At 64.6% G+C, this 23398-nt stretch carries 19 protein-coding genes; 5 read left to right on the forward strand and 14 right to left on the reverse strand.

The window, feature by feature from the left end:
- Positions 1-36: 36 nt before the first annotated feature.
- Genes NE850_RS10565 through NE850_RS10575 form a run of 3 tightly spaced genes read right to left on the reverse strand, consistent with a single transcriptional unit; the run spans position 37 to position 6046 of the window.
- The gene (locus NE850_RS10565) at positions 37-1584 is read right to left on the reverse strand and encodes an efflux transporter outer membrane subunit (RefSeq protein WP_007180527.1); all 1548 of its coding nucleotides are present in this window, start codon (positions 1582-1584) and stop codon (positions 37-39) included.
- Position 1585: 1 nt separating this feature from the next.
- Complete coding sequence (locus tag NE850_RS10570) at positions 1586-4795, reverse strand: efflux RND transporter permease subunit (protein WP_007180526.1); 3210 nt, start codon at positions 4793-4795, stop codon at positions 1586-1588.
- An 18-nt stretch (positions 4796-4813) separates the two neighbouring features.
- Positions 4814-6046: an efflux RND transporter periplasmic adaptor subunit gene (locus NE850_RS10575; RefSeq protein ID WP_007180525.1), complete on the reverse strand. Its 1233-nt coding sequence runs from the start codon at positions 6044-6046 to the stop codon at positions 4814-4816.
- Between the two features lie 432 nt (positions 6047-6478).
- Between NE850_RS10575 and NE850_RS10580 the strand changes: the two genes are divergently transcribed.
- Positions 6479-7138 carry a TetR family transcriptional regulator gene (locus NE850_RS10580; protein ID WP_007180524.1) on the forward strand — a complete coding sequence of 220 codons (660 nt, stop codon included), beginning with the start codon at positions 6479-6481 and terminating at the stop codon, positions 7136-7138.
- Here the strand turns inward: NE850_RS10580 and NE850_RS10585 are convergent, their stop codons facing one another.
- Positions 7139-7771 (reverse strand): cysteine hydrolase family protein, encoded by a 633-nt coding sequence (locus tag NE850_RS10585; protein WP_007180523.1) that lies wholly within the window; start codon positions 7769-7771, stop codon positions 7139-7141. It abuts the gene before it with no gap.
- Between the two features lie 200 nt (positions 7772-7971).
- On the opposite strand from NE850_RS10585, the gene NE850_RS10590 reads away from it, so the two are divergent.
- The gene (locus tag NE850_RS10590; RefSeq protein WP_007180522.1) at positions 7972-8967 is read left to right on the forward strand and encodes a helix-turn-helix domain-containing protein; all 996 of its coding nucleotides are present in this window, start codon (positions 7972-7974) and stop codon (positions 8965-8967) included.
- Positions 8968-9108: 141 nt separating this feature from the next.
- On the opposite strand, the gene NE850_RS10595 is transcribed toward NE850_RS10590, so the two are convergent.
- From NE850_RS10595 to NE850_RS10620, 6 genes are all read right to left on the reverse strand, one after another.
- A complete protein-coding gene (locus NE850_RS10595; RefSeq protein ID WP_007180521.1) occupies positions 9109-9870 on the reverse strand; it encodes a CoxG family protein in 762 nt (253 codons plus the stop codon).
- Between the two features lie 32 nt (positions 9871-9902).
- Complete coding sequence (locus NE850_RS10600) at positions 9903-10295, reverse strand: DUF427 domain-containing protein (RefSeq protein ID WP_007180520.1); 393 nt, start codon at positions 10293-10295, stop codon at positions 9903-9905.
- A 152-nt stretch (positions 10296-10447) separates the two neighbouring features.
- Complete coding sequence (locus NE850_RS10605; RefSeq protein WP_007180519.1) at positions 10448-10945, reverse strand: carboxypeptidase-like regulatory domain-containing protein; 498 nt, start codon at positions 10943-10945, stop codon at positions 10448-10450.
- 297 nt (positions 10946-11242) lie between these two features.
- On the reverse strand, positions 11243-12754 hold the full coding sequence (locus tag NE850_RS10610; protein ID WP_007180518.1) for a DegQ family serine endoprotease: 1512 nt from the start codon (positions 12752-12754) through the stop codon (positions 11243-11245).
- Between the two features lie 187 nt (positions 12755-12941).
- Entirely contained in the window at positions 12942-14243 is a 1302-nt protein-coding gene (locus NE850_RS10615) for an ATP-binding protein (RefSeq protein WP_007180517.1), read from the reverse strand.
- Positions 14244-14247: 4 nt separating this feature from the next.
- Positions 14248-14910: a response regulator gene (locus NE850_RS10620; RefSeq protein ID WP_007180516.1), complete on the reverse strand. Its 663-nt coding sequence runs from the start codon at positions 14908-14910 to the stop codon at positions 14248-14250.
- A gap of 221 nt (positions 14911-15131) precedes the next feature.
- Between NE850_RS10620 and dacB the strand changes: the two genes are divergently transcribed.
- From dacB to NE850_RS10635, 3 genes are all read left to right on the forward strand, one after another.
- The gene (gene dacB / locus NE850_RS10625; RefSeq protein WP_007180515.1) at positions 15132-16823 is read left to right on the forward strand and encodes a D-alanyl-D-alanine carboxypeptidase/D-alanyl-D-alanine-endopeptidase; all 1692 of its coding nucleotides are present in this window, start codon (positions 15132-15134) and stop codon (positions 16821-16823) included.
- A 187-nt stretch (positions 16824-17010) separates the two neighbouring features.
- Complete coding sequence (locus tag NE850_RS10630; protein WP_007180514.1) at positions 17011-17976, forward strand: sterol desaturase family protein; 966 nt, start codon at positions 17011-17013, stop codon at positions 17974-17976.
- 94 nt (positions 17977-18070) lie between these two features.
- Positions 18071-19318 carry an SGNH/GDSL hydrolase family protein gene (locus NE850_RS10635; protein WP_007180513.1) on the forward strand — a complete coding sequence of 416 codons (1248 nt, stop codon included), beginning with the start codon at positions 18071-18073 and terminating at the stop codon, positions 19316-19318.
- 94 nt (positions 19319-19412) lie between these two features.
- Here the strand turns inward: NE850_RS10635 and NE850_RS10640 are convergent, their stop codons facing one another.
- From NE850_RS10640 to NE850_RS10655, 4 genes are all read right to left on the reverse strand, one after another.
- The gene (locus tag NE850_RS10640) at positions 19413-20453 is read right to left on the reverse strand and encodes an L-threonylcarbamoyladenylate synthase (RefSeq protein WP_007180512.1); all 1041 of its coding nucleotides are present in this window, start codon (positions 20451-20453) and stop codon (positions 19413-19415) included.
- A 10-nt stretch (positions 20454-20463) separates the two neighbouring features.
- On the reverse strand, positions 20464-21660 hold the full coding sequence (locus NE850_RS10645; RefSeq protein ID WP_007180511.1) for a 5-(carboxyamino)imidazole ribonucleotide synthase: 1197 nt from the start codon (positions 21658-21660) through the stop codon (positions 20464-20466).
- A gap of 99 nt (positions 21661-21759) precedes the next feature.
- The gene (gene purE / locus NE850_RS10650; RefSeq protein WP_007180510.1) at positions 21760-22278 is read right to left on the reverse strand and encodes a 5-(carboxyamino)imidazole ribonucleotide mutase; all 519 of its coding nucleotides are present in this window, start codon (positions 22276-22278) and stop codon (positions 21760-21762) included.
- 191 nt (positions 22279-22469) lie between these two features.
- Positions 22470-23360, reverse strand: a complete 891-nt coding sequence (locus NE850_RS10655) for a phosphoribosylaminoimidazolesuccinocarboxamide synthase (RefSeq protein WP_007180509.1) — start codon at positions 23358-23360, stop codon at positions 22470-22472.
- Between the last annotated feature and the right edge of the window lie 38 nt (positions 23361-23398).

Raw genomic sequence — 23398 nt, forward strand, 5'->3', positions numbered from 1 at the left:
ACAGAAACCCGCCTTGCACGCCTGAGGCTACAAAACTCAACCCGCCGTAGCGGCCGAAGCCGCCACCGGCGCACTCGCCGCGCCGTAGTCGACTGGCGCGTCGGCCGGACGCGGCTGCTCGCCGTCGTGCTCGATCCAGCCGCCGCCCAGGGCCTGATACAACGTCACGAGGTTCTGCAGACGTTCCATCCGGGCCGTGACCAGCAACTGCTGCGACGAATACAGATCCGTCTGCGCGGTCAGCACCGACAGATAACTATCGACGCCATTCGTATAGCGCAGATTCGACAGGTCCAACCGGCGTTGTTCCGCAAAGGTATTGCGCTCCAGCGCCTGGATCTGCTGATCGTACGTGCCGCGTGCCGCGAGGCCGTCCGCCACTTCGCGGAAGGCCGTCTGGATCGCCTTTTCATACGTGGCGATCTGGACTTTCTTCTGGATGTTGGCGAGATCGAGGTTGGCGAGATTCTGCCCGCCCTCGAAGATCGGCAGCGTGATCGACGGCGCGAAACTCCACGCCGCCGAACCCGGCTTGAACAGACCGCCGAGCGACGGGCTCAGCGTACCGAAGCTGCCGGTCAGCGAAACCTTCGGGAAGAACGCGGCCCGCGCTGCGCCGATGTTCGCGTTGGCGGCCAGCAGATTCTCTTCGGCCTCCATGATGTCCGGACGACGCGTCAGCAGATCGGACGGCAGACCCGCCGGAATATCCGTGAGCAGATTCTGGTTGTCCAGCGTCATGCCCGGCGGCAGATCGTCCGGCAACGGCTCGCCGAGCAGTAGCACGAGCGCGTTATCCGCCTGAGCCCGCAGCCGCTGCTGCTGCTGCAGATTGGCCGAAGCCTGCTCGACCACTGTTTGCGACTGACGCAGATCCAGTTCCGAACCCGTACCGTTGTCGAACTGCAGCTTGGCAATCCGATACGATTCCTGCGAGGTCTTCAACGTGTTCTCGGTGACCTTCAGCAGGTCGTCGAGCTCGAGCACCGTCATGTACTGGTTCGCCACCTGCGAGACCAGCGTGATTTCCGCTGCCTTGCGCGCCTGAGCCGTGGCCAGGTACTGCGCCAACGCCTGATCCTTCAGGCTCTGAATCCGCCCGAAGAAGTCGATTTCCCACGACGCGTTCAGCCCGACCGAGTACGAGTTGGAAATCGTCTGGTCGAAGAACGACAGGTCTTTCGGCGTACGCGATTTGCTTTGCGAAGCCGCGGCATCGAGCGTCGGCAACAGACCGGCGCGAACGATCCGGAACTGCGCAGCCGAAGCCTGCATGTTCAGCACCGACACGCGCAGATCGCGGTTGTTCTTCAGCGCGATCTCGATCAACCGCTGCATGCGCGGATCGACGAAGAAATCGCGCCAGCCGATGTCCGCCGCGGCCTGGCCGTTCGCGGTGCGCGCGGCGCCTGTCGTGCCGGGCTGCTGCTGGCCCGGCTGGGTCGCGCCCGGCTGCGTGTCGTACACGCCGCCGGTCGGGAAGGTCGCCGTTACCGGTGCGGCCGGGCGCTCATATTTCGGCGCCATTGTGCAACCCGCCGCGAACAGCGCGACCGCCACTGCAATCAGAGAGTGTTTTTGCATCTCAGTGTCCGTCCTTGCCCGAGCCTTCATCAGCCGCCCCGCCGCCCTGGCCGTCATGCGGATGGTGCTGGTTGTAGTGTGCGAGCGCCTCATCCGGGTCTTCCTTCTCGCCGCCGAATTTCGCGCGGATCACGACGAAGAACATTGGGATCATGAAAATCGCGAGGAAGGTCGCCGTCAACATCCCGCCGATCACGCCGGTACCGATCGCGTGCTGGCTGGCCGAACCCGCGCCGTTACTGATGGCGAGCGGCATCACGCCGAGAATGAACGCGAGCGAGGTCATCAGGATCGGACGCAACCGCAGACGCGCTGCTTCCAGCGCGGCCTCGATCGGCCCCATGCCTTGACCTTGTTGCAGCTCGCGGGCGAACTCCACGATCAGAATCGCGTTCTTCGCCGACAGACCCACCGTGGTCAACAAACCCACCTGGAAGAACACGTCGTTCTCGAGCCCGCGCAGCGTGGCCGCCAGCAGTGCGCCGATCACGCCGAGCGGCACCACCATGATCACCGAGAACGGGATCGACCAGCTTTCATACAGCGCCGCGAGACACAGGAACACGACGAGGATCGAGATGCCGTACAGAATCGGCGCCTGCGAACCGGACTGGCGCTCCTGCAGCGACAAGCCCGTCCATTCGTAGCCGACACCCGCCGGCAGCTTCGCCACCAGTGCTTCCATCGCCGTCATGGCCTGACCGGTCGACTTGCCCGGTGCCGCCGCGCCCTGGATTTCCACCGCGGAAATACCGTTGTAGCGTTCCAGCTTCGGCGAACCGTAGGTCCATGTACCGCTCGCGAACGACGAGAACGGCACCATGTTACCCGCGCCATTACGCACGTACCACGCGTTCAGGTCTTCCGGTTTCATGCGGAACGGCGCATCGCCCTGCAGGTACACCTTCTTGATCCGGCCGTCGGTATCGAGGAAGTTGTTCACGTACTGCGACGCCCACGCGATCGAGAACGTCTGGTCGATCGCGGACAGCGAGACGCCGAGCGCCGAAGCCTTCTCGTGGTCGATGTCCACCTTGAACTGCGGCGTGTCGTTCAGGCCGTTCGGACGCACCTGAGCCAGCGTCGGATCTTTCGCCGCCATGCCCAGCAGCATATTGCGTGCTTCCATCAGCTTTTCGTGACCGACGCCCGCGCGATCCTGCAATTCGAAGTCGAAGCCCGCGGCCGTGCCGAGTTCAGGAATCGACGGCGGATTCACCGGATACACCAGCGCGTTCTTGTAGCTGCCGAAGTGCATGAAGAGACGGCCCACCAGCGCCTGCACCTTCTGATCCGAGTGCTGGCGAACCGAGTAGTCCTTCATCCGCACGAACACGAGACCGGCGTTCTGGCCGCGACCGGCAAAACTGAAGCCGTTCACCGTGAAGGTCGATTCGACAATGCTCTTCTCGGTATTGAGCAGATAGTCGGACACATCCTTCAGCGCGCGCGCCGTGGTTTCCTGCGTGGAACCGGACGGCGTTTGCACCAGCACGAACATCGTGCCCTGGTCTTCGTCAGGCAGGAACGACTTCGGCAACTTCACGAACAGCAGGCCGACCGCGAAGATCACCACCATATAGATGATCAGCCAACGGCCCGAGCGCTTGATCACGTGGTGCACGCCAGAGTGATACTTGTCGCGGCTTCTGTTGAAAGTGCGGTTGAACCAGCCGAAGAAGCCAGTGGTTCTTTCCTGGTGACCCTTTTCGATCGGCTTGAGGATCGTCGCGCACAACGCGGGCGTCAGAATCAACGCCACCAGCACGGACAGCACCATCGCCGCCACGATCGTCAGCGAGAACTGCCGGTAGATCGCGCCGACCGAGCCGCCGGAGAACGCCACCGGCACGAACACCGCCGACAGCACGAGCGCCACGCCGACCAGTGCGCCGGTAATCTGATCCATCGCCTTGCGGGTGGCGTCACGAGGCGATAGCCCCTCCTCCTGCATCACACGCTCGACGTTTTCCACCACCACGATCGCATCGTCCACCAGCAGGCCGATTGCCAGCACCAGCCCGAACATGGACAGCGTGTTGATCGAGAAACCGACCAGCCCCATGATCGCGAACGTGCCCAGCAGCACCACCGGCACGGCGATCGTCGGGATCAGCGTGGCGCGCAGATTCTGCAGGAACAGGTACATGACCAGGAACACCAGCACGATACCTTCGAGCAGCGTCTTGACCACTTCTTCGATCGACAGGCGCACGAACGGCGTGGTGTCGTACGGATACTGCACGACCAGACCGTGCGGGAAGTACTTGGACAGTTCGGCGACCTTCTCACGCACCGCCTTGGCGGTAGCCAGCGCGTTCGCGCCGGTAGCGAGCTGAATACCGAAGCCCGCCGTCGGCTGGCCGTTGTACTTGGTGTCGAAGTTGTAGTTTTCGCCACCCAGCTCGATGCGGCCGACGTCCTTGATACGAACCTGCGAGCCATCCGGGTTCACCTTCAGCAGCACGTTGCCGAACTGTTCAGGCGTATTCAGCAGCGTGGCTTCCGTGATGGTGGCCTGCAGCACCTGGCCCGGCACCGACGGCGTGCCGCCGAGCGAACCGCCCGCGACCTGCACGTTCTGCGCGGTCAACGCGGTTTGCACATCCACCGGCGTGAGGCCGAAGTTGGTGAGCTTGTTCGCGTCCAGCCAGATCCGCATGGCGTACTGCGAGCCGAACAGCGTCACCGTGCCCACGCCGTCGATACGGCTGACCGGATCCTGAATGTTCGACGCGACGTAGTTCGCCAGGTCGTACTTGTTCATGCTGCCGTCTTCGGACACGAACGCCATGACCAGCAGAAAGCTGCTGCTCGACTTCGTGACCTTGGTGCCCAGTTGCTGCACGGCTTGCGGCAGGAGCGGCGTGGCCAGCTGCAGCTTGTTCTGCACCTGCACCTGCGCGATGTCAGGATTGGTGCCGGCCGCGAAGGTCAGCGTGATGGTTGCCGTACCCGAGTCGTCCGACGTGGACGACAGGTACAGCAAGTGGTCGAGACCACTCATCTGCTGCTCGATCACCTGCGTGACGGTGTTTTCCACCGTCTTCGCCGAAGCGCCCGGGTACGTTGCGCTGATCTGCACGGCCGGCGGCGCGATGGTCGGGTATTGCGCGATCGGCAGTGTAAAGACCGACGCGATACCCGCGAGCATCAGAATAATGGCGATCACCCATGCAAAAATCGGGCGATCAATGAAGAACTTTGCCATGAGGCGGGCTCCCTGTTATTACGCGCCCGATGCAGCGGAGGCAGGTTGAGCCGTCTGCGCAGCACCGCTGGCGGCCGGCGCGCCCTGAGCGGAGGCGTCGGAAGCGGGTGTGGCGGGGAGTTGCGCGGCAACGGTCTTGACCTGCATGCCGGGCTTCGCCTTGTCGGTGCCCTGCACGATCACGCGGTCGCCCGGATTCAGGCCGCTTTCGACCACCCAGTTCGAACCGTACGTGCCGGACGTAACCAGTTGACGCAATACGACCTTGCCGTCGTTGCCGACGACGAGCGCGGTCGGCTGACCCTTCTGGTCGTGCGTCACGCCGACTTGCGGCACCACGAGCGCGTTGTCGTTCACGCCTTCGTCGATGCGCGCACGCACGAACATGCCCGGCAGCAACACCCGGTCGGCGTTCTTGAAGATCGCGCGCACCGTGACCGAACCGGTGCCCTGGTCGACCGTCACGTCGGTGAACTGCAGCTTGCCTTTTTCCGAATAGGTGCGGCCGTCTTCGAGAATCAGCGACACCTTGGCGGCGTCCGGACCCGTCGTTTTCAGGCGCCCTTCCTGCATCTCGCGGCGCAGCTTCAGGCCGTCGAGACTCGATTGCGTCAGGTCCACATAGACCGGATCGAGTGTCTGCACAGTGGCCATCAGCGTGGCGGCGCTGGCTTGCACGTAGGCGCCCGGCGTGACCTGCGAGATGCCGACCTGGCCGCTCACCGGCGACACGACGTCGGTGTAGCCCAGATTGATCTGCGCCGTGTCGACCGCCGCCTTGCCCGCGGCGACGTCAGCCGCCGCCTGGCCTTCTGCCGCGACCGCATTGTCGTAGTCCTGCTTGCTGACCGCGTTGGCGGCCACCAGCACCTTGTAGCGATTGGCCTGCGCCGTGGTGGACACGAGGTTGGCCTGCGCCTTCGCGAGCGTCGCCTTGGCGTTATTCAACGTGGCGATGTACGGCGCCGGATCGATCTTGTACAGACGCTGACCGGCCTTGACCTCACTGCCTTCCGTGAACTCGCGGCGCAGCACGATGCCGTCGACCCGTGCGCGCACTTGCGCGACGAGGAAGGCACTGGTGCGGCCGGGCAATTCGGTGACGACGGGCACGGCCGTCGGCTGAACAGTGACAACGCCGACTTCGGGCGTTTGTGGCGGCGGCGCAGATTGTTTTGGTCCGCACGCTGCCAGCAATACGGCAGCCGTCGCGGCACTGATTAAGCGGAATGGAACCCGTTCGACGCGCATGGAGCGACCTCTGTCTAAGACTGAGAGAATGAAAAAGTGCGAGCATCCCTACGCCGGGGACAGCAGCGCACGCATGCGTCTCGCGACGCCTGACCGGATGCCCGTGGACGCAAACCGAACCTGCAGGGCATCCTGAACGAAATGCGCCATACCGGGGAAATGCCGCACGGCGCCGCCCATTCCGGCACGGCGCAAAGAGCGTTTTGAAAGGCAACAGTGACGGATATTAACGTTTCGTCACGGCTTGGGCTATCCGATCGTGGGATGCTATTATATATACATTCACGAATGCATGTAAAAGTGCGTTTACATCTCTTGCAGGCGGGGGGCTTGCAAGATTGCTTCACAATTCGCTCAGGCGTAGACGGATTGTCATCGGGCGTACTTAAAAGCGCCTAGGAACCCCCCACAATCAGGGCAGGTCATTCCAACATGGTCCGAAGAACCAAAGAAGAGGCGCTGGAGACGCGCAATAGCATTCTCGACGCGGCCGAGCGCGTTTTCTTTGAGAAGGGCGTTTCGCGCACGTCGCTTGCCGACATCGCGCAGGCCGCCGGTGTCACACGCGGCGCGATCTACTGGCACTTCGCACATAAAAGCGACCTGTTCACTGAAATGTTCGACCGCGTGCTGCTGCCGCTGGACGAACTCAAAGCCGCCTCGCAAGACCCCAACGAGCCCGATCCGCTCGGTCGCCTGATGGAAATCTGCACAGTCTGCCTGCGCGACACCGCGAACGATCCGCGCCGCCGGCGCGTGTTCGACATCCTGTTTCTGAAGTGCGAACTGGTCGAGGAAATGGGCCCGGTGATGATCCGCTATCAGACCAACATGCGCGAAGGGCTCGCGAAAATCGAAGGCGGCCTGCGCAACGCCATCTCCAAAGGGCAAATGCCCGTGGATCTGGATACGAAGCTGGCCGCGGCCATGGTGCACGCATTTGTCAGCGGTTCGCTGCGCGACATGCTGTTCCTGCCCGACGCCACGGATTTCGGCGCTCACGCCGTGCAGATGGTGGAAGGCATGTTCGACGCGCTGAAGCTGAGCCCGGCGTTGCGCAACGGGCATGCACGGCGAACAGCCGGTGGTTAGTTACGCTACGGCCCGTTTGGCCCGCGCCTTCTGATTCGACGCATAGATATTGCCGCGCTCCAGCGGCGCCCCGCCCTGCACTGCCGCGATCCACTCGTCCGTGCTCGTCACCGCCGCGAAACGCGATTGCAGCACCACACTGAACACGCGGTGAATGTCCTCGGCGCTGGCGAACCCCGCGCTGTTCTCGTAGGGCACCGAACCGGTCGCGTCGTGCAGAAATTCGACGGCAAGCCCGGAGTGAACCGCGTGGTTGATGGTCGACGCGTCGCAGTTGTGCGTCATGTAGCCGGTGACCGTCAGCGTGTCGATTTGACGCGCAGCGAGCCAGCCCGCCAGATCGGTCCCGGTGAAGGCGCTCGGCAGCGACTTCTCCACGTAATGATCGCGCGCCCGCTCGCTCACCACCGGATGCAGCTCCGCCCCATTGCTGCCACGCGCGAACAACGGCGAGTCGGCCGGCGCGAAGTTCTGCACGATCACCACCGGCACGCCGGCAGCCCGCGCCGCATCCATCGCGCGGCCGATGTTGGCGAGCGAGGTTTGCACGTCCGGGTATTCGATCGGCAGATCGCCGCTCACGTATTCGTTCTGCACATCGATGACGATCAGCGCACGGCGCGGTGTGGTCATGGCAAGACTCCTCGGTAAGGTAACGGGATGGAAATGGCTGGCGCCGCTCGGCGGGATGCTGGTCCGGTCTGGCTCTGGCTCTGGCTCCGGACGAGCCGCGGCGATGACTGCATTGTTCCCCCACGGCCAATTCCCCGACAGCGACCCGAATGACAAGATTCGCTAGAATCGGGCCATCGTCGGATCTCACGAGGTGACTGATGGCCACGCCCGCTTCCTCCGCCGCGACACTCGGCGAACCGCCCCGTCACGTCGTCGCGGTGGTCGCGTTCGACCGCATCAGTCCGTTCCACCTGTCGGTGCCGTGCGTGGTGTTCGGCGAGGATCGCAGCGGCGGCGGCGTGCCGGACTTCGACTTTCGCGTCTGCGCCGCCGAAACGGGCGCGCTGACTACCACGGCGGGCTTTTCGATCGCCGTCACGCATGGACTCGAAGCGCTGGCCGATGCCGATACGATCATCGTGCCGAGCTGGCGCGATCCGGCCGAAACGCCGCCCGACGCGCTGCTCGACGCGCTGTGCGCCGCCCATGCGCGCGGCGCGCAACTGGTCGGGCTCTGTCTGGGCGCGTTCGTGCTGGCGGCCGCCGGCCTCCTCGACGGCCGTCCGGCCTCGACACATTGGGCCTGGGCCGACGACTTCGCGCGCCGTTACCCGCGCGTGCGCCTCGACCCCAACGTGCTCTATGTCGACGACGGCAATGTGCTGACCTCGGCCGGCACCGCCGCCGGTCTCGACTGCTGTCTGCATGTGATGCGCAAGATGTGCGGCGCGCAGGTGGCCAATCACGTGGCGCGCCGGCTGGTGGTGCCGCCGCATCGGCAAGGCGGCCAGGCGCAATTCGTTCAGCAGCCCATGCCGCCGAATGTGCGCGGCAACCGCCTGTCGGGCCTGCTCGACTGGGTGAGCGGCAATCTGGCGTTGCCGCATACGCTCGACACGCTCGCCGGGCGTGCGCTGATGAGCCGCCGCACCTTCACGCGACGCTTCCGGCTCGCAACCGGCACGACTGTGGGCGCATGGTTGCTGGCACAGAGGCTTGCGCGCGTGCAGCAACTACTGGAAAGCACCGACGAGTCGGTGGAAGCGATCGCGGGAATCGCGGGTTTCGGCTCGGCCGCTTCGCTACGGCAGCATTTCGCGGAGGCGTTCCGCACGTCGCCGTCCGCATGGCGAAGGGAATTTCGCGGCGTGTGAGTGCACGAGTGGCGCGGCGCGGTGCTGACCGTCCCGTCCGACGGCGTTTCGTAGCAAGCCACCGGAATTTCGTAGTCGCGCTGGCGCGACAGCAGCAGCGCTACAAGTCCTGCGTGCGCCCGCACGACCCAACCGCAAAAATCAACGTTCGCTGATCCAGCGCGCTACATACAACAGCAGCGCCACCAGAAAGATCATCGCAGCCCAGGCCCAGTTCGGGACTGCGTGCGGACTGGGCTCGTGGTGCGAGACCCCGTGCGACACGCCATGCGAGGTGCCGTGCGACGCGCTCGCCGCGCGCCCCGGCAACGCACTGCCGTGATCCGGGCGCACGCGCCGCGCCATGCCGCCGAGCGTGATCGGCCGCAGAAACACATGCTGGCGGCGTACCGCCGAACCTCGCGCCCGATTCGGACCTTGCCCGTGCTTGGCGCGTACGACCGCGTCGAACTCGGTGAAGAAGTCGTCGGCCAGTTGATGCAGCGCGTTTTCGAGTTGGCGCGTCGGCAGTTCGGCGAGCGGGCCGGACGAGGTCGCCCAGATCGTGTAATCGATCCGCGTGCCGCGCGCCTTGTCACCCGCCTGCGCGCCTTCGTCCGCGCGCACGCGCACTTCGATCTGGCCGCGCAATGCGCCGATCCCTTCGGCACGGGCTTTGAAGTTGATGGTGCGGCGCTGCGCGTCCGCCGGTCCGGAATCCTGACCGGCAACGTGGGCACGCGCTTCATAGCGCGCGCGCAGCGGGCCGAGCGGCACGGTCATGACCAACTCGTATTCGCCGTGCGCGAGGCGAGTGAACGACTCACAGTTGTCGAGGCTGGCGCGTAGCAACGCGAGGTCTTGCAACGCCTCCCAGACGTCGGACGGCGCAAGCGGAATCCGTAACGCGTCGTTCAGTTCCATGGCAGCCTCCCCGATGAACGCGCGACAGCGGATCAGGACGTCTGATCGATGCGGTCGACGCGCGATGCGTAAAACGCGAGATACCCTTTGATCTGGCCCGCCGACTCGAGCGGCGTTTCGTAACTCCACACGGCGTTTTCGATCAGGCCGTCTTCCGTGCGCAGATGGAAGTACGACGCGTCGCCCTTGAACGGACAGTGCGACGTGTGTGCCGAACGTTCGAGCCGGGCCATGTTCACATCCGAACGCGGAAAATAGAACACATCCGGCAAACCGGTTTCCGCCAGGGTCAGCCCCGCCTGCGTATCGGCCATGGTCACGCCGCCGTGTATCACGCGCACCCGATGGTTGTTGCCGGTGATCACGATGGTATGCCCACCCATACTTGCGCTGGGGCTTCCGTGAGGTGTCAAGGCATCGCTCATGTCTCGGCTCCGTGATGGGATGCGGTGCTGCAAACAGTAAAAGCCACGGGGCATGCCCGTGGCTTCATTATCGGCCAAAGTCCGGCCGATTGCGCGGCGTTCCTGCATGGAGTACGAGGCGCGCCGCAACGCCGTGCAAACCGGCACTGCGCTTATTGGGTGTTCCAGTAGAACGCGGCCTTCGCGGTGCCCTTGGCCGGCACCGTCACCGCTTTAGACTGGTCGCGATCCTTGTATTGCGCATGCACCGTGTAGCGGCCGGGGCGCAGTTTGACCAGCATGTAAGGTCCGCGGGACGTGGTGCTCAGCACCTCGCCGTTGTGCGCATCGACCACGCGCACGTGCACGTCGGCGAGAAAGTCGGAACCGGGGCCGGTAAAGCGCAACGACAGCGGCCATTGGCTTTGCGCCTGCTGCAACGCCTTCGATTCGTCGAGACCGACGCCGCCCGACACGAACGAGACATCGCCTTGCTGCTGGATTTGCGGCAGGCCGCCACCGTTGGCGTTGCCCGCGCTGGTTTGATCGGTGGTCGTGCCGCCGGTCGTATCGCTCGCCTGCTGTGCATACGCGCCACCCGCCAGACCGAGCGTGAGCGCTGCGCATACCGCAGCGGCTACGATCCTTCGCTGATTGCGTTGGGTTTTCATCGGTTCGCTCCTTCCTGATTAGGACTTATCCCTGCTTATCCGGTCTCCCCACAATGGGCCCGGATCAGAGCAGACGCAACCCGCATGCCAGGCAACCGGCGCGTCCACCGGGAAGTTGCCGCGCGCCACGCCGGGTAGCGCACAGCGCCCTTCTTCGATAGCAGGTTCCAAATGAAAATTGCCGGTCCGCTGGCAGTAAATGCAACGGGCCGGCAACCATTACTTCAATTCGCGGGCGGAGCAACGAGGCCGTCGGTCAACCCGCCGGTCGGTTCATCTGCCCCGCACGCCTTCTTCTCAGCCCAGATCGACCGGCACGAAGATCTGCGCGTTGTCGCGCTGGATCAGCAATGCGATGCTGTTGCCGGCACTGGCGATCATCTGCTTCAATTGATCGACGCTCGAGATGGGCCGGCCGTTAACCGCCAGAATCACGTCGCCGGGCTGGATGCCCGCGCTTTCCGCCGCGCCGCCCGACTGCTGCACCAGCAGACCGTGCGAGATCGACGCGCCGCTCTTCTCTTCTGGCGTCAGCGGCCGCACTGCCACGCCGAGACGACCCTGCAACTGGGTCGGCTGATCGGTCTTGTCCGAGGCAACCTTCGCATCCGACAACGAACCGATGGTCACTTTCAGATCCTTGGTGGCCTTGTCGCGCCATACCTGGACGGTTGCCGAGCTGCCCGGCGCCAGACCCGCGACCTGCGACGGCAGATCGGCCGAATCGCCGACCGGCTCACCGTTCACCGACAGAATCACGTCGCCCGGCTGCAACCCGCCCTTGGCCGCGGGGCCGCCTGGATCGACCGAACTCACCAGCGCGCCTTGCGGCTTCTGCATGCCGAACGAATTGGCGAGTGTCTGGTTCATGCCCTGCACCGCCACGCCGAGTCGTCCACGGCTCACGTGGCCGGTCTTGACGATGTCGTCCTTGACCTTGATCGCTTCATTGATCGGGATGGCGAACGAAAGCCCCTGGAAGCCGCCCGTCTGCGAATAGATCATCGAATTGATCCCGATCACTTCGCCTTGCAGGTTGAAGAGCGGACCGCCCGAGTTGCCCGGGTTCACCGGCACGTCGGTCTGAATGAACGGCGTGTAGTTTTCGTTAGGCAACGAACGCGACTTGGCGCTGATGATGCCCGAGGTCACCGTGTTGTCGAAACCGTAAGGCGAACCGATCGCCACGACCCACTGGCCGACCTTGCTCTGGCGCGGGTCGCCGATCTTCACGGTCGGCAGGTTGCTCGCGTCGATCTTCAGCACGGCGACGTCGGACTGCTTGTCCGCGCCGACCACCTTCGCGCGGAATTCGCGCTTGTCGGTCAGCTTCACGGTGACGACGTTGGCGCCGTCCACCACGTGTGCATTGGTCAGGATGTAGCCATCATTGCTGACGATGAATCCCGAACCCAGGCTCGCGCTCGGCTGATCGGGCGCATCGCCGCCGTCGCCGCCCTGCATGCCCGGCATGCCGCCGAAGAAGTGCTTGTAGAACTGGTAGAACGGATCGCTAGGATCGATCGGCAACTGGCTGCCGCCACCGTTGCCGGGATTACCGCGCAGCGCCGTCTGCTTGACGACGTGCTTCGCGCTGATGTTGACGACGGCCGGACCATACGTTTCGACGAGGCCGGAGAAGTCGGGAATGCCGGTTTTGGCGGCGGCTTCGGCGGGCATCATCGCGGCTTGCGCCGGCGTGATCACCTGCGGCGCGGGCACGTCGCGATGCCCCGCCACATAGCCGGCGGAGAGCGCTACGGCGACAGCCACTGCAACAGCGCTGCGGGACAAGGTTTTCGCGTTCATCGTGTACTCCTGACTGGGAGAAAGAGACTTTGGATGTCTCGAAGCGTACGTGGCATCGCTTAAAAGAGTCTTAAGCAGCGACAGATCGCTTTCATCCTGTTTTTTAGCGCTGCTTGTGGTCCGTTTGTGGTCCGTTTGTCGCCTGCGAGCCCGGCCCAAGTCTCTTTACAATCGGAAAGCCCCGCCTTCAAAAGCGCACGTTGACCTGCAACCCGCCCGCCGGCGATTCGTCGAGCGACACGGCGGCATGATGCTGCACGGCGATGCGGCGCACGATCGCAAGTCCCAGACCGCTGCCCGCCACGTCGGTACGCGCGCGATTCGCGCTGGCGCCCGCGCGATAGAAACGATCGAATACGCGATCGCGTTCGGCCGGTTCGATCCCCGGCCCGCTGTCGGCGATCCGCACGACCGGGTGCCCTTCTTCCACGCGCAGACTGACATCCACGTGACCGCCGCGCGGCGTGTATTTGGTTGCGTTATCCACGAGATTGTTGAACATCACGCGCAGTGCGTCGGCGTCGCCGATCACGGTGGCGGACTCCGTTGCCTCGATGCCGAGATCGACGCCGCGATTCTGTGCAAGCGGCGCGTAAGCCGCCACGCACTCCTGAAGCAGCGCGCGCAGATCGATCGCGTCGGTGGCGGCGAGTCCGTCCGGTTCGGAACGCGCGAGCGCCAGCAACTGTTCGGCAAGACGCGTGGCGCGGGTCACGCCCGCTTGCAGATCGGCGAGCGCTTCGCTGCGGCCGGCTTCGTCTTTCGCGCGCGCCACCAGTTGCGCCTGGATCTGCACGGCGGCCAGCGGCGTGCGCAATTCGTGCGCAGCGTCGGCGACGAATGCCTTCTGGATATCGAGCGCGGTGGCGAGCCGCTCCAGCAGACCGTTCAGCGCGCGCACGAGCGGTTGTACTTCGAGCGGCAGACGCTGGTCCGGCAGCGGATCGAGCGCCTCGGGGCGACGCGCGTCGAGCGCGCTGGTCACGCGCCGCAACGGCCTGAGTCCGCGCCCGACGATCACCCACACCGCGAGCCCCAGCAACGGCAGCAGCACGATCAACGGCCACAGCGTGCGTAGCGCGACGTTCGCGGCGAGCCGGTTGCGCACGGACACCGGCTGCGCCAGCTGCACTACGTTATCGCCGACGATCGCGCCATACACACGCCACTCGCCGCGATCCGTGTGCTCGGTGGAAAAGCCGAGTTCGGCGCGCGGAGCGAGCGGCGCACGCGGACGCGAGTAGTACATCAGCACGCCGTTGCGATTCCAGATCTGCAGCACGATGCCTTCGTCGCCGGTATCGCGCGAACCCAGCACCTGGGAGAACGGCTCCGACGGCAACGCCGCGGCGATCTGCTCCAACTGGTAATCGAAAAGTTCGTTGGCTTCGGCAAGCGCCTGCCGGTAGATCAGCCAACCCGCGATACCGACGCCGAGCAGCACCAGCGCCAGCAGCCAGACCAGCAATTGACGGCGAATCGAACGCATCGGCTCAGGCGTCCTTCGCGATCATGTAGCCGAGACCGCGCACGTTGCGGATCAGATCCGCGCCGAGTTTCTTGCGCAGCGCGTGAATGTAGACCTCGACGGTATTGCTGCCGATCTCCTCGCCCCAGCCGTACATTTTTTCCTCGAGCTGGCTCTTCGAGAGCACGGCGCCGGGACGCGCGAGCAACGCCTCGAGCAGCGCAAATTCACGCGCCGACAGCGCGACCGGCGCGCCGTCGAGCGTGACCTGATGCGAGGCCGGATCGAGCGTTAGATTGCCGAGGCGGATGGTCGAATCGCTGCGCCCGGATTGACGCCGGATCAGCGCGCGCATGCGGGCGCCGAGTTCGTCGAGATCGAAAGGTTTGACGAGGTAATCGTCGGCGCCGGCATCGAGACCTTTGACGCGATCCGCCACGGCGTCGCGCGCGGTGACGATCAGCACCGGCAGCGCGTGGCCGCGCGCGCGCAGCGTGCGCAGCACGTCGAGACCGTCACGCCTCGGCAGGCCCAGGTCGAGCAGCACGAGATCGTAAGGCTGGCTGGCTGCCGCGCTGAGCGCAGACTCTCCGTCTTCCACCCAATCGACCGCGAAGCCTTCGCCGCGCAGCGCCTTGCGCACGCCTTCCGCGATCATCCGGTCGTCTTCGACTAGCAAGATGCGCATGGTTATCCGTTCCGAATCGTTCGATGATGCCGCATTCTAGCGCCCGTCCCCGACATGTGCGGCGCGTGGCGCATTTTCCACCGCAGCCCGGCAGCATGTCTCTACAATGGGCGCTTTGCGTCGCGCGGCCGGCGTTTTCGTCCGCGCACCGCGCGATGCATTGCCGCAGCCTGGAAGACCGCGTGCCCCACCGCCCTGACATTTTGCTTTTTCGCCCGTCCATGACGCACGCTTTTCTGAGTTCTCTCGCACGTCGCGTATTCCATGCCGCGCAGCTTCCGCGTTGCTCGTCTGCTTCTGAGTCTGCTTCCGACACTCCCAACGCTTCCACGCCTCGCCTGCCTCGCCGGTTCGCGCCGCGCGCGAGCGCCTGGCTGCTCGCCTGTATCGCGCTAGGCTGCGGCGCATCGCTGCCGCTCGCCGCGCAGGCTCGCGTCAAGGCCACGCATCCGAGCGTCAACGTCACCACGGTATTGCCGCCGCCGGTGATGGCCGGCTTGCAGCGTGCACACGTGCCGTTGACGTCGATCAGCGTGGTCGTGGAGAAAGTCGGCGACCGCACGCCGATCGTCGCCCTGAACGCCGGCAAGCCGATGATGCCCGCCTCGACCATGAAGCTCGTCACCACGTACTCAGGCCTGTCGATACTCGGCCCCGAGTACCGCTGGCGCACCAGCGCCTACGCGGACGGCACTGTCGACGCCAACGGCGTGCTGCACGGCAATCTCTACATTCAGGGCACGGGAGACCCGAAGCTCGTGCCGGAAGAACTGATCGATCTCGTGCAGAAGATCCACAAGGCGGGCATCAACGGCATCGACGGTGCGCTGGTGCTCGACAAGCGCTACTTCGATCCGTCCACGCGCGACCTGCCGCCGTTCGACGACGACGCCACCGCGCCGTACAACGTCGGCCCCGATCCGCTGCTGTATGCGTTCAAATCGCTGTCCTTCACGCTGACGCCGTCGCCCGACGGCAGCGTCGCGATCGACGTGCTGCCCGCGCTCGCGCAATTGCAGATCGACAACCAGATGCACGCAGTCAACGGACCATGCCGCGGCGACGCGGCCTCCGTGTCGCCCACCGTCACGCCGCAGCCGAACGGCACCGTCGTGGCCTCGTTCGACGGCGACTATTCGGTGCGCTGCGGCCCGCGCACGATCAACGTCGCGGTGCTCGATCACTCGGCGTTTTTCGCGGGCGGTTTTCTTGCGCTGTGGCAACAGACCGGCGGCACGTTCAGCGGCGCGACGCGCGAAGGTGCCGTACCGGTGGGCGCGAAACTGGTGGCGACACACCAGGGGCCGATGCTGTCCGACATCGTGCGCGACATCAACAAGTTCAGCAACAACACGATGGCGCGCAATCTGTTCCTGACGATCGGCGCCACCGAGGAAAAGGGACCCGCCACGCCCGCCAAATCGGCGCGCGCGATCGAAGCGTTTCTGCGCCGCGACAGCATCAACATGGAATATCTGACGCTCGACAACGGCTCGGGCCTTTCGCGCGACGAGCACATCACCGCGCTCGCGCTCGCCGATCTGCTGCAGCGGGCCAACGCGAGTCCGGTCGCGCAGGTGTTCGTGGAATCGCTGCCGATCGCGGGGGTCGACGGCACCATGCGCAACCGGCTGACCAACCAGGGTGCGGGCGGCAACGCGCACATCAAGACAGGCACCTTGCGCGATGTGCGAGCAATTGCGGGCTATGTGGCCTCGGCGGACGGCAATAGTTACGTGGTCGTCAGCCTGATCAACGATCCGCATTCAGAAGCCGCGCGCGCCGCGCACGATGCGCTGCTCGAATGGGTGTACCAGGGTCCGTCGCAAGGCTTTACCAAAGTCTCCGATCCGGTCGTCGAACCGCGTGGCAGCAAGCCCAGGAAAAACCCGCACCAGCGCGGCGCTCACTGAGTGTTCCTTCTAGCGAAGCCGCGCGCGGCAACGTCCTAAGCGTGTACGCTGTCGGGCAGTGTTTGAGGCGCGCGTAAAACGCTGGACGCGGCGCCGGGACCGCCCACCGTTGATGGTCCCGCTCAAACAATAACGACAACACCGTCTGCGCACGGCGCGACGGCCAGGGACCACGGAGGAAGACACGATGCAATTCGATGCCGAATTGCTGCTGCTCGGCATGGCGCCAGTCTTTCTCGCATGCATCGGCTGGGAAGCCTGGCACCTGAAGCGCACGCGCCCGGGCGCGCAACTCTATAGCTGGCACGACACGCTCTGCAACGCCGCGCTCGCGCTGATGCAGCAAGCCGCCGACAAGCTCGCGTGGCTCGCCATCATCCCCGTCTACGCCTTCTTCTACGACCACTACCGCGTTGTCACGTGGCAGGCGAACCGGGTCTCGTTCGTCGTCCTGTTCGTCGCTCAGGATCTGCTCTACTACGTGTTTCACCGTTGCAGCCATCGTGTGCGCTGGCTGTGGGCCGCGCATGTCGTACACCACTCGTCGGAACGCATGAATTTTTCGACCGCGTTTCGCCAGAGCCTGATGTATCCGGTTGCGGGCATGTGGCTGTTCTGGATTCCGCTTGCCGTGCTCGGCTTTGCGCCGAAGCAGATCGTCGCGATCGTGCTGATCAACCTGGGCTTTCAGTTTTTCGTGCATACGCAGGCCATCGGCAAACTCGGCTGGCTCGAATACGTGTTCAACACGCCGTCGATCCATCGCGTTCATCACGCGCGCAACGACCGCTATATCGACCGCAACTATGCCGGCGTGCTGGTGATCTGGGATCGCCTGTTCGGCAGCTACGTGGAGGAAGACCCGCGCGATGCGCCCGCCTACGGCATCGTCGAGTCGCTTCACACATACAACCCGCTGAAGGCGACGTTTCACGAGTGGGCGTCGATGGCCGCCGACTTCGCAAGCGTATCCGGCTGGCGCAACAAGCTGCGCGCGCTGTTTGCGCCGCCCGCGTGGGCCGCGGATTATCATGCGCGGCGCGGCGGCGCCGGTGCATCGGTGTCGCGTGCGGACTCAAGTGAAAATTCAGGCGAAGCGATTCGCGTGAAGCAGGACCATACGGCCGCGTTTCGAGCACCACGCAGGCCGTAGAAGATTCTGTAAGCTGTCGTCACGCCGCTCAAGCGGTGGGCGCTGCCTGCAGCACATGGCATAAGGGCCACACATACGAGGAGATGTAGTCAACATGAAGCAAACAGCATCGAGGAAACAACATTGGCTGCGCGTGACGCAGATCGCCGTCGCCAGCACGGCTTTTGCGTTGCTTGCGGCTTGCGGCGGGGGCGGCGATAACAACAATGCGAGCAGCACGCCTGCCGGCGGCGTCAAATTGCAGGTCGTGTCGTTCGGCGACAGCCTGTCGGATGTCGGCACGTACGCGCCGGTGATTCAGGGGAGCTTCGGCGGCGGCCGCTTCACGACGAACCCGGGTGAAGTGTGGACACAAAAGGTCGCGGAGTATTACGGCGACACGTTGAAGCCGGCGTATCTCGGCGGCTTCGGCCAGCCGCTGGTCGCAGCGGGCGGCTACGGCTACGCGCAGGGCGGCTCGGACGTCGTCAACGCCCAAGGCCAGGGTTGGGCGCCCAATAACATGGCCGCGACGACCGTGCCGGTGGTGGCGCAGGTGGCCAACTACCTGGGCGAGCATACGAGCTTCAACGCGAACCAGCTCGTGCTGATAAACGGCGGTGCGAACGACATCTTCCAGTTCGCGGGAACCACCGCCAATCTGACCGCGCTCGGCGCCGCGCTGCAGACGCAGTACCCGCTGCTCGTGCAGGCCGGCAAACTGCCGAACTCGCAGGCGGGTCAGGTGGCGTTCATCGTCGGCTACCTGCAGCAGCTGGCCAACCCGCAGATCGCGCAGGCCGCCACCCAGCTCGCCGCGCAAGTGCAGACCATCGTCAACTCGGGCGCGACTCACGTGGTGGTGTCGACGGTGCCGGACATCGGCAATACACCGCTCGGCGTTGCAGCCAACGCGAGCACGCCTGGCTCGGCTGCACTGCTGACCGGGATTACCGCGGCGTATAACTACCTGCTGGTTCAGAACATGACGGCCCTTGGCCTGATGGGTACGGGCAAGGTCATCGTGGCCGATGCGTTCACGTGGCTGGATCAGCAGTTGCCGAACTACCAGGCGCTGGGCTTCGCGGTGTCCAACACCGGCACGGCCTGTAACCTGACGTCGATGCAGAACAATGCGACCGCGTACGCCACCGCCAATCCGAGTGCGACGAACGGGCTGACTCCGGCCCAGTATGGCGCCCAGTTCGGCTCGTCGCTGTTCTGCTCGCCGCAGACTTATACGGTGGCTGGCGCTGACCAGACGTACATGTTCGCGGACACGGTCCACCCGAGCTCGCACCTGCATGCGTTGTTCGCGCAGTACGTGCAGCAGCAGATCGCGGCAACGGGATTGGGGAAGTAAATTGAGGATGGCCGCGTCGCAGGTTTGGGCCAGCGGCGTGGCCCTGTTTGTTGGGCTGGCTTTTTTGGTCTTTTCTTGAGTTGTTAATGGTCTATCAGTCTTGCGCTGCAAACGCAGCCGCAGCCCGCCCCAACCGATCATTAACAGCAATCCACTCAATCGTATCCGGCAGCTTCTCGATAAGAATTCGCGAAACGTTCGCGTGGTCGAGAACCCTCAGCAGGCCGTACAGTTCACGCGCATAGACATGCGGATCTTCAGGCGCTGCGATGAAATGCACGCCCTCGGCATCGGCCCAATGTCCCGCACGCGAAGCGCGCGCCACCAACGCCACGCGCTCATCCGCTTGCCGCGCGGCAAGCAAAGTCTCCAGCGCGCCAAACGGCAATAGCGCCAACGGCGTGCGCGGCGCATAGTGCGCCTTCAATGTACCGGACGCGCGCGGCGCAGTCGCGTCCGAACCGTCGGGCAAGCGCGGCGCCTCGCCGAGCACGTCGGCGATATCTTGCGGCGTGACGCGCCCCGGCCTCAACAGCGCCGGAAAGCCGCGCGACAAATCCAGAATGGTCGATTCGATACCGACATCCGACGCGCCGCCGTCCAGCACATGAATCGTGTCGCCGAACTCGTCTCGCACATGTTGCGCCGTGGTCGGGCTCACATGCCCGAACCGGTTCGCCGACGGCGCCGCCACACCGCCATGTCCACTGCGCAATGCGCTGAACGCCTCCAGCAAAGCTTGCGCAACAGGATGCGATGGACAGCGCAACCCCACCGAATCCTGCCCGCCGCTCACCGCCGCCGGAATACGGGCGGCGCGCTTCAGTATCAACGTGAGCGGCCCCGGCCAGAACGCGTCGATCAGCCGCTGTGCTTCCGCAGGCAAATACTCGACCCAGTAGTTCGGATCGCCTTGCGGCGCAAGATGCACGATGACGGGATGATTCGCCGGCCGGCCTTTCGCCGCATAAATACGCGCGACCGCGTCGGGATTCTCCGCGTCGCCGCCGAGACCGTACACCGTCTCCGTGGGGAATGCGACCAGCTCTCCCGCATCGAGCAAGGCCGCCGCGTGTTCGATCTGCGCGGCGCTCACAGGCAATGCGCCTTCGGCGGGTTTCTGTTGATCCGGCATGGCTTTCGTATCAGCTCGTGATGATGTGCAGAAGCCGTGCGCAATCGCGCGCAGCGGTACGGGCTTCTTCGAGCGTAGCCGCCGTGAAGTTCACGTGGCCCATCTTCCGGCCACAACGCGCCTCTTCCTTGCCGTACAGATGCAAACGCGCCGCCGGCATCGCGGCGACCTCCTGCCAGGGCGGCGTGACCGCCGGGCGCTTCGGCCCGTCCGGAAACCACACATCGCCGAGAATGTTCAGCATCACCGCCGGCGAATGCTGACGTGTATCGCCCAGCGGCATGCCGGTCATGGCGCGCACCTGCTGCTCGAACTGACTGGTCGCGCAGGCGTCGACGGTGTAATGGCCAGAATTGTGCGGACGCGGCGCCATTTCATTGGCGACCAGCGAACCGTCTTCGAGAATGAAGAACTCGACGCACAGCACGCCCACGTAACCGAGCTTGTCGGCGATTTGCAGCGCGGCCTGTTGCGCCTGCTGGACGAGCGTCGGGCTCGCGTCCGGCGCCGGGACGATGGTGTGCGACAGCACGCCGTCGCGATGCGTGTTCTGCGCGAGCGGATAGACCACCGAGGCGCCGCTCGCCGCCCGCGCAATCAGCGCGGACACTTCGAACTTCAACGGCAAACGCTTTTCCAGCACGCACGGCACGCCGGCGAGCGAAGCATGCGCCTCGCGCACTTCCTCGGCGTTGCGCACGCGAATCTGGCCTTTGCCGTCGTAGCCCATGCGGGCGGTCTTGAGAATGCCCGGCAGCACGGCTTCGAGTTTGGCGTCGTCGAGCGCGGCGAGCGCATCCGACGACTCGATCACCACATGCGGCGCGACCGTCACGCCCGACGACGCAATGAAGCGTTTCTCGGCAATACGGTCCTGCGCCACGGCGACGCAGCGGCCAGCCGGACTCACGAAGGTGGTCCGCGCGAGGAAGTCGAGGCTCGCGGCCGGCACGTTCTCGAACTCCGTGGACACCGCCGCGCACAGCCGCGCGAGTTCGATGAGCGACGCTTCGTCGTTGTACGCCGCGCGCAGATGGCGATCGGCAACGGCGCCCGCCGGACTGTTTTCGTCCGGATCGAGCACGGCGACGCGATAGCCCATAGCCTGAGCGGCAAAGCAGAACATGCGGCCGAGCTGGCCGCCACCGACCATGCCAAGCCATGCGCCGGGCAGAATCGGTGAAACCGGTGTGTTGTCTGGGTTCATCTTAGTAGTCGGTCGCGGCCGGGTGTGCATGCAATGCGATGGCAGGCACCCGGCCGGGGGTCGGACAGGGGGACGTCTTGAAGCAATCAGTCTGTGCGCTTACAGCGCCGGCAACACCATAGCGTGGGCCGCTTCGTTCTGGCGCACGCGGAATGCAGCCAGCTTCTCCGCGTATTCATTGCTCGTGCCGCTCAGCAGCGACACGGCGAACAGTGCCGCATTCGCCGCGCCTGCTTCGCCAATCGCAAACGTAGCGACCGGCACGCCCTTGGGCATCTGCACGATCGAATGCAACGAATCGACGCCCTTCAGGTACTTGCTCGCCACCGGCACGCCGAGCACCGGCACCGTGGTCTTGGCCGCCAGCATTCCCGGCAGATGCGCCGCGCCGCCCGCGCCGGCGATGATCGCGCGAATGCCGCGCTCACGCGCGCTTTCAGCATAGGCGAACATTTCGTCGGGCATGCGGTGCGCGGACACGACCTTCGCTTCGTAGGGCACGCCGAATTCCTGCAGAATGGCCACGGCGTTTTTCATGACTTCCCAGTCGGAACTGGAACCCATCAGCACGCCGACAACCGGCGCGCCGTGCGTATGGGCGGTTTGAGCTTCACTCATGTTACGGCTTCCTTGTTTCTCGAGAGCGCCCCGGAACCGGTCGCTTCGCGCCAGGTCCAGAGAGGGTGATTCCCCAATCCCTTCCGGGACTTCCTTCGGGGCGAGGTACTTTCCCTGGCGAAGGACTTCCTGCGGCACGGAACCGTTGAGGCGGCCTTTTCAGGCGGCGCGAATCCAACCGGTGCGCGGAATCAGGCGAGCTTGTGCCCGGTCAGGCGTTCGAGCGCTTCCTGGTATTTCTCGCCCGTCTTCGCGACCACGTCGTCGGGCAGCTTCGGTGCTGGCGGCTCTTTCTTCCACGGCTGGGTTTCGAGCCAGTCGCGCACGAACTGCTTGTCGAACGACGGCGGATTGGTGCCGACCTGATATTGATCGGCCGGCCAGAAACGCGACGAGTCCGCGGTCAGCGCCTCGTCCATCAGGTACAGCTTGCCGTGGTTGTCCAGCCCGAACTCGAACTTCGTATCCGCGATGATGATGCCGCGCGTGGCCGCGTAATCTGCGGCTTCCTTGTACAGCTTGATCGAGATGTCGCGGATCGTGGCCGACAGTTCGGTGCCGATGCGGCGTTCCATCTCGTCGTACGTGATGTTTTCGTCGTGGTGACCCATTTCCGCCTTGGCCGCCGGCGTGAAAATCGGCTCGGGCAGCTTCTGCGCGTTCTGCAGACCCGGCGGCAATACGACGCCGCACACCGAACCGGTAGCCTGGTAATCTTTCCAGCCGCTGCCGGCCAGATAGCCGCGCACCACGGCTTCGACGAGGATCGGCTCGAGACGCTTCACGACCACCGCGCGGCCCTTGACCTGCTCCACTTCGTCTGCCGCCACCACGGATTCGGGCGCGACGCCCGTGAGGTGGTTCGGCACCACGTGCTTGAGTTTTTCGAACCAGAAGTTCGCCATTTCGTTGAGCACACGGCCCTTATTCGGAATCGGCTCGCCCATGATGACGTCGAACGCCGACAGACGGTCGGTCGTGACGATCAGCAACTGGTCGTTGCCCACCGCATAGTTGTCGCGGACTTTACCGCGGCCGAGCAGCGGCAGCGAGTGGAGCGTGGATTCGTAGAGGGTAGACATCGTCGTGGTTCGCTAAAAATGGGACAAAAAGTGTGACC

It is taken from the genome of Paraburkholderia sp. USG1 (assembly GCF_031570135.1).
GTDB lineage: Bacteria > Pseudomonadota > Gammaproteobacteria > Burkholderiales > Burkholderiaceae > Paraburkholderia > Paraburkholderia dioscoreae.

Coding starts and splice junctions, on each gene's coding strand:
- NE850_RS10610 (WP_007180518.1), bottom strand. CDS start 12,754: ATGAACGCGAAAACCTTGTCCCGCAGCGCTGTTGCAGTGGCTGTCGCC.
- NE850_RS10565 (WP_007180527.1), bottom strand. CDS start 1,584: ATGCAAAAACACTCTCTGATTGCAGTGGCGGTCGCGCTGTTCGCGGCG.
- NE850_RS10600 (WP_007180520.1), bottom strand. CDS start 10,295: ATGAGCGATGCCTTGACACCTCACGGAAGCCCCAGCGCAAGTATGGGT.
- NE850_RS10570 (WP_007180526.1), bottom strand. CDS start 4,795: ATGGCAAAGTTCTTCATTGATCGCCCGATTTTTGCATGGGTGATCGCC.
- NE850_RS10580 (WP_007180524.1), top strand. CDS start 6,479: ATGGTCCGAAGAACCAAAGAAGAGGCGCTGGAGACGCGCAATAGCATT.
- NE850_RS10615 (WP_007180517.1), bottom strand. CDS start 14,243: ATGCGTTCGATTCGCCGTCAATTGCTGGTCTGGCTGCTGGCGCTGGTG.
- NE850_RS10635 (WP_007180513.1), top strand. CDS start 18,071: ATGAAGCAAACAGCATCGAGGAAACAACATTGGCTGCGCGTGACGCAG.
- NE850_RS10605 (WP_007180519.1), bottom strand. CDS start 10,945: ATGAAAACCCAACGCAATCAGCGAAGGATCGTAGCCGCTGCGGTATGC.
- NE850_RS10575 (WP_007180525.1), bottom strand. CDS start 6,046: ATGCGCGTCGAACGGGTTCCATTCCGCTTAATCAGTGCCGCGACGGCT.
- purE (WP_007180510.1), bottom strand. CDS start 22,278: ATGAGTGAAGCTCAAACCGCCCATACGCACGGCGCGCCGGTTGTCGGC.
- dacB (WP_007180515.1), top strand. CDS start 15,132: ATGACGCACGCTTTTCTGAGTTCTCTCGCACGTCGCGTATTCCATGCC.
- NE850_RS10630 (WP_007180514.1), top strand. CDS start 17,011: ATGCAATTCGATGCCGAATTGCTGCTGCTCGGCATGGCGCCAGTCTTT.
- NE850_RS10585 (WP_007180523.1), bottom strand. CDS start 7,771: ATGACCACACCGCGCCGTGCGCTGATCGTCATCGATGTGCAGAACGAA.
- NE850_RS10640 (WP_007180512.1), bottom strand. CDS start 20,453: ATGCCGGATCAACAGAAACCCGCCGAAGGCGCATTGCCTGTGAGCGCC.
- NE850_RS10590 (WP_007180522.1), top strand. CDS start 7,972: ATGGCCACGCCCGCTTCCTCCGCCGCGACACTCGGCGAACCGCCCCGT.
- NE850_RS10595 (WP_007180521.1), bottom strand. CDS start 9,870: ATGGAACTGAACGACGCGTTACGGATTCCGCTTGCGCCGTCCGACGTC.
- NE850_RS10645 (WP_007180511.1), bottom strand. CDS start 21,660: ATGAACCCAGACAACACACCGGTTTCACCGATTCTGCCCGGCGCATGG.
- NE850_RS10620 (WP_007180516.1), bottom strand. CDS start 14,910: ATGCGCATCTTGCTAGTCGAAGACGACCGGATGATCGCGGAAGGCGTG.
- NE850_RS10655 (WP_007180509.1), bottom strand. CDS start 23,360: ATGTCTACCCTCTACGAATCCACGCTCCACTCGCTGCCGCTGCTCGGC.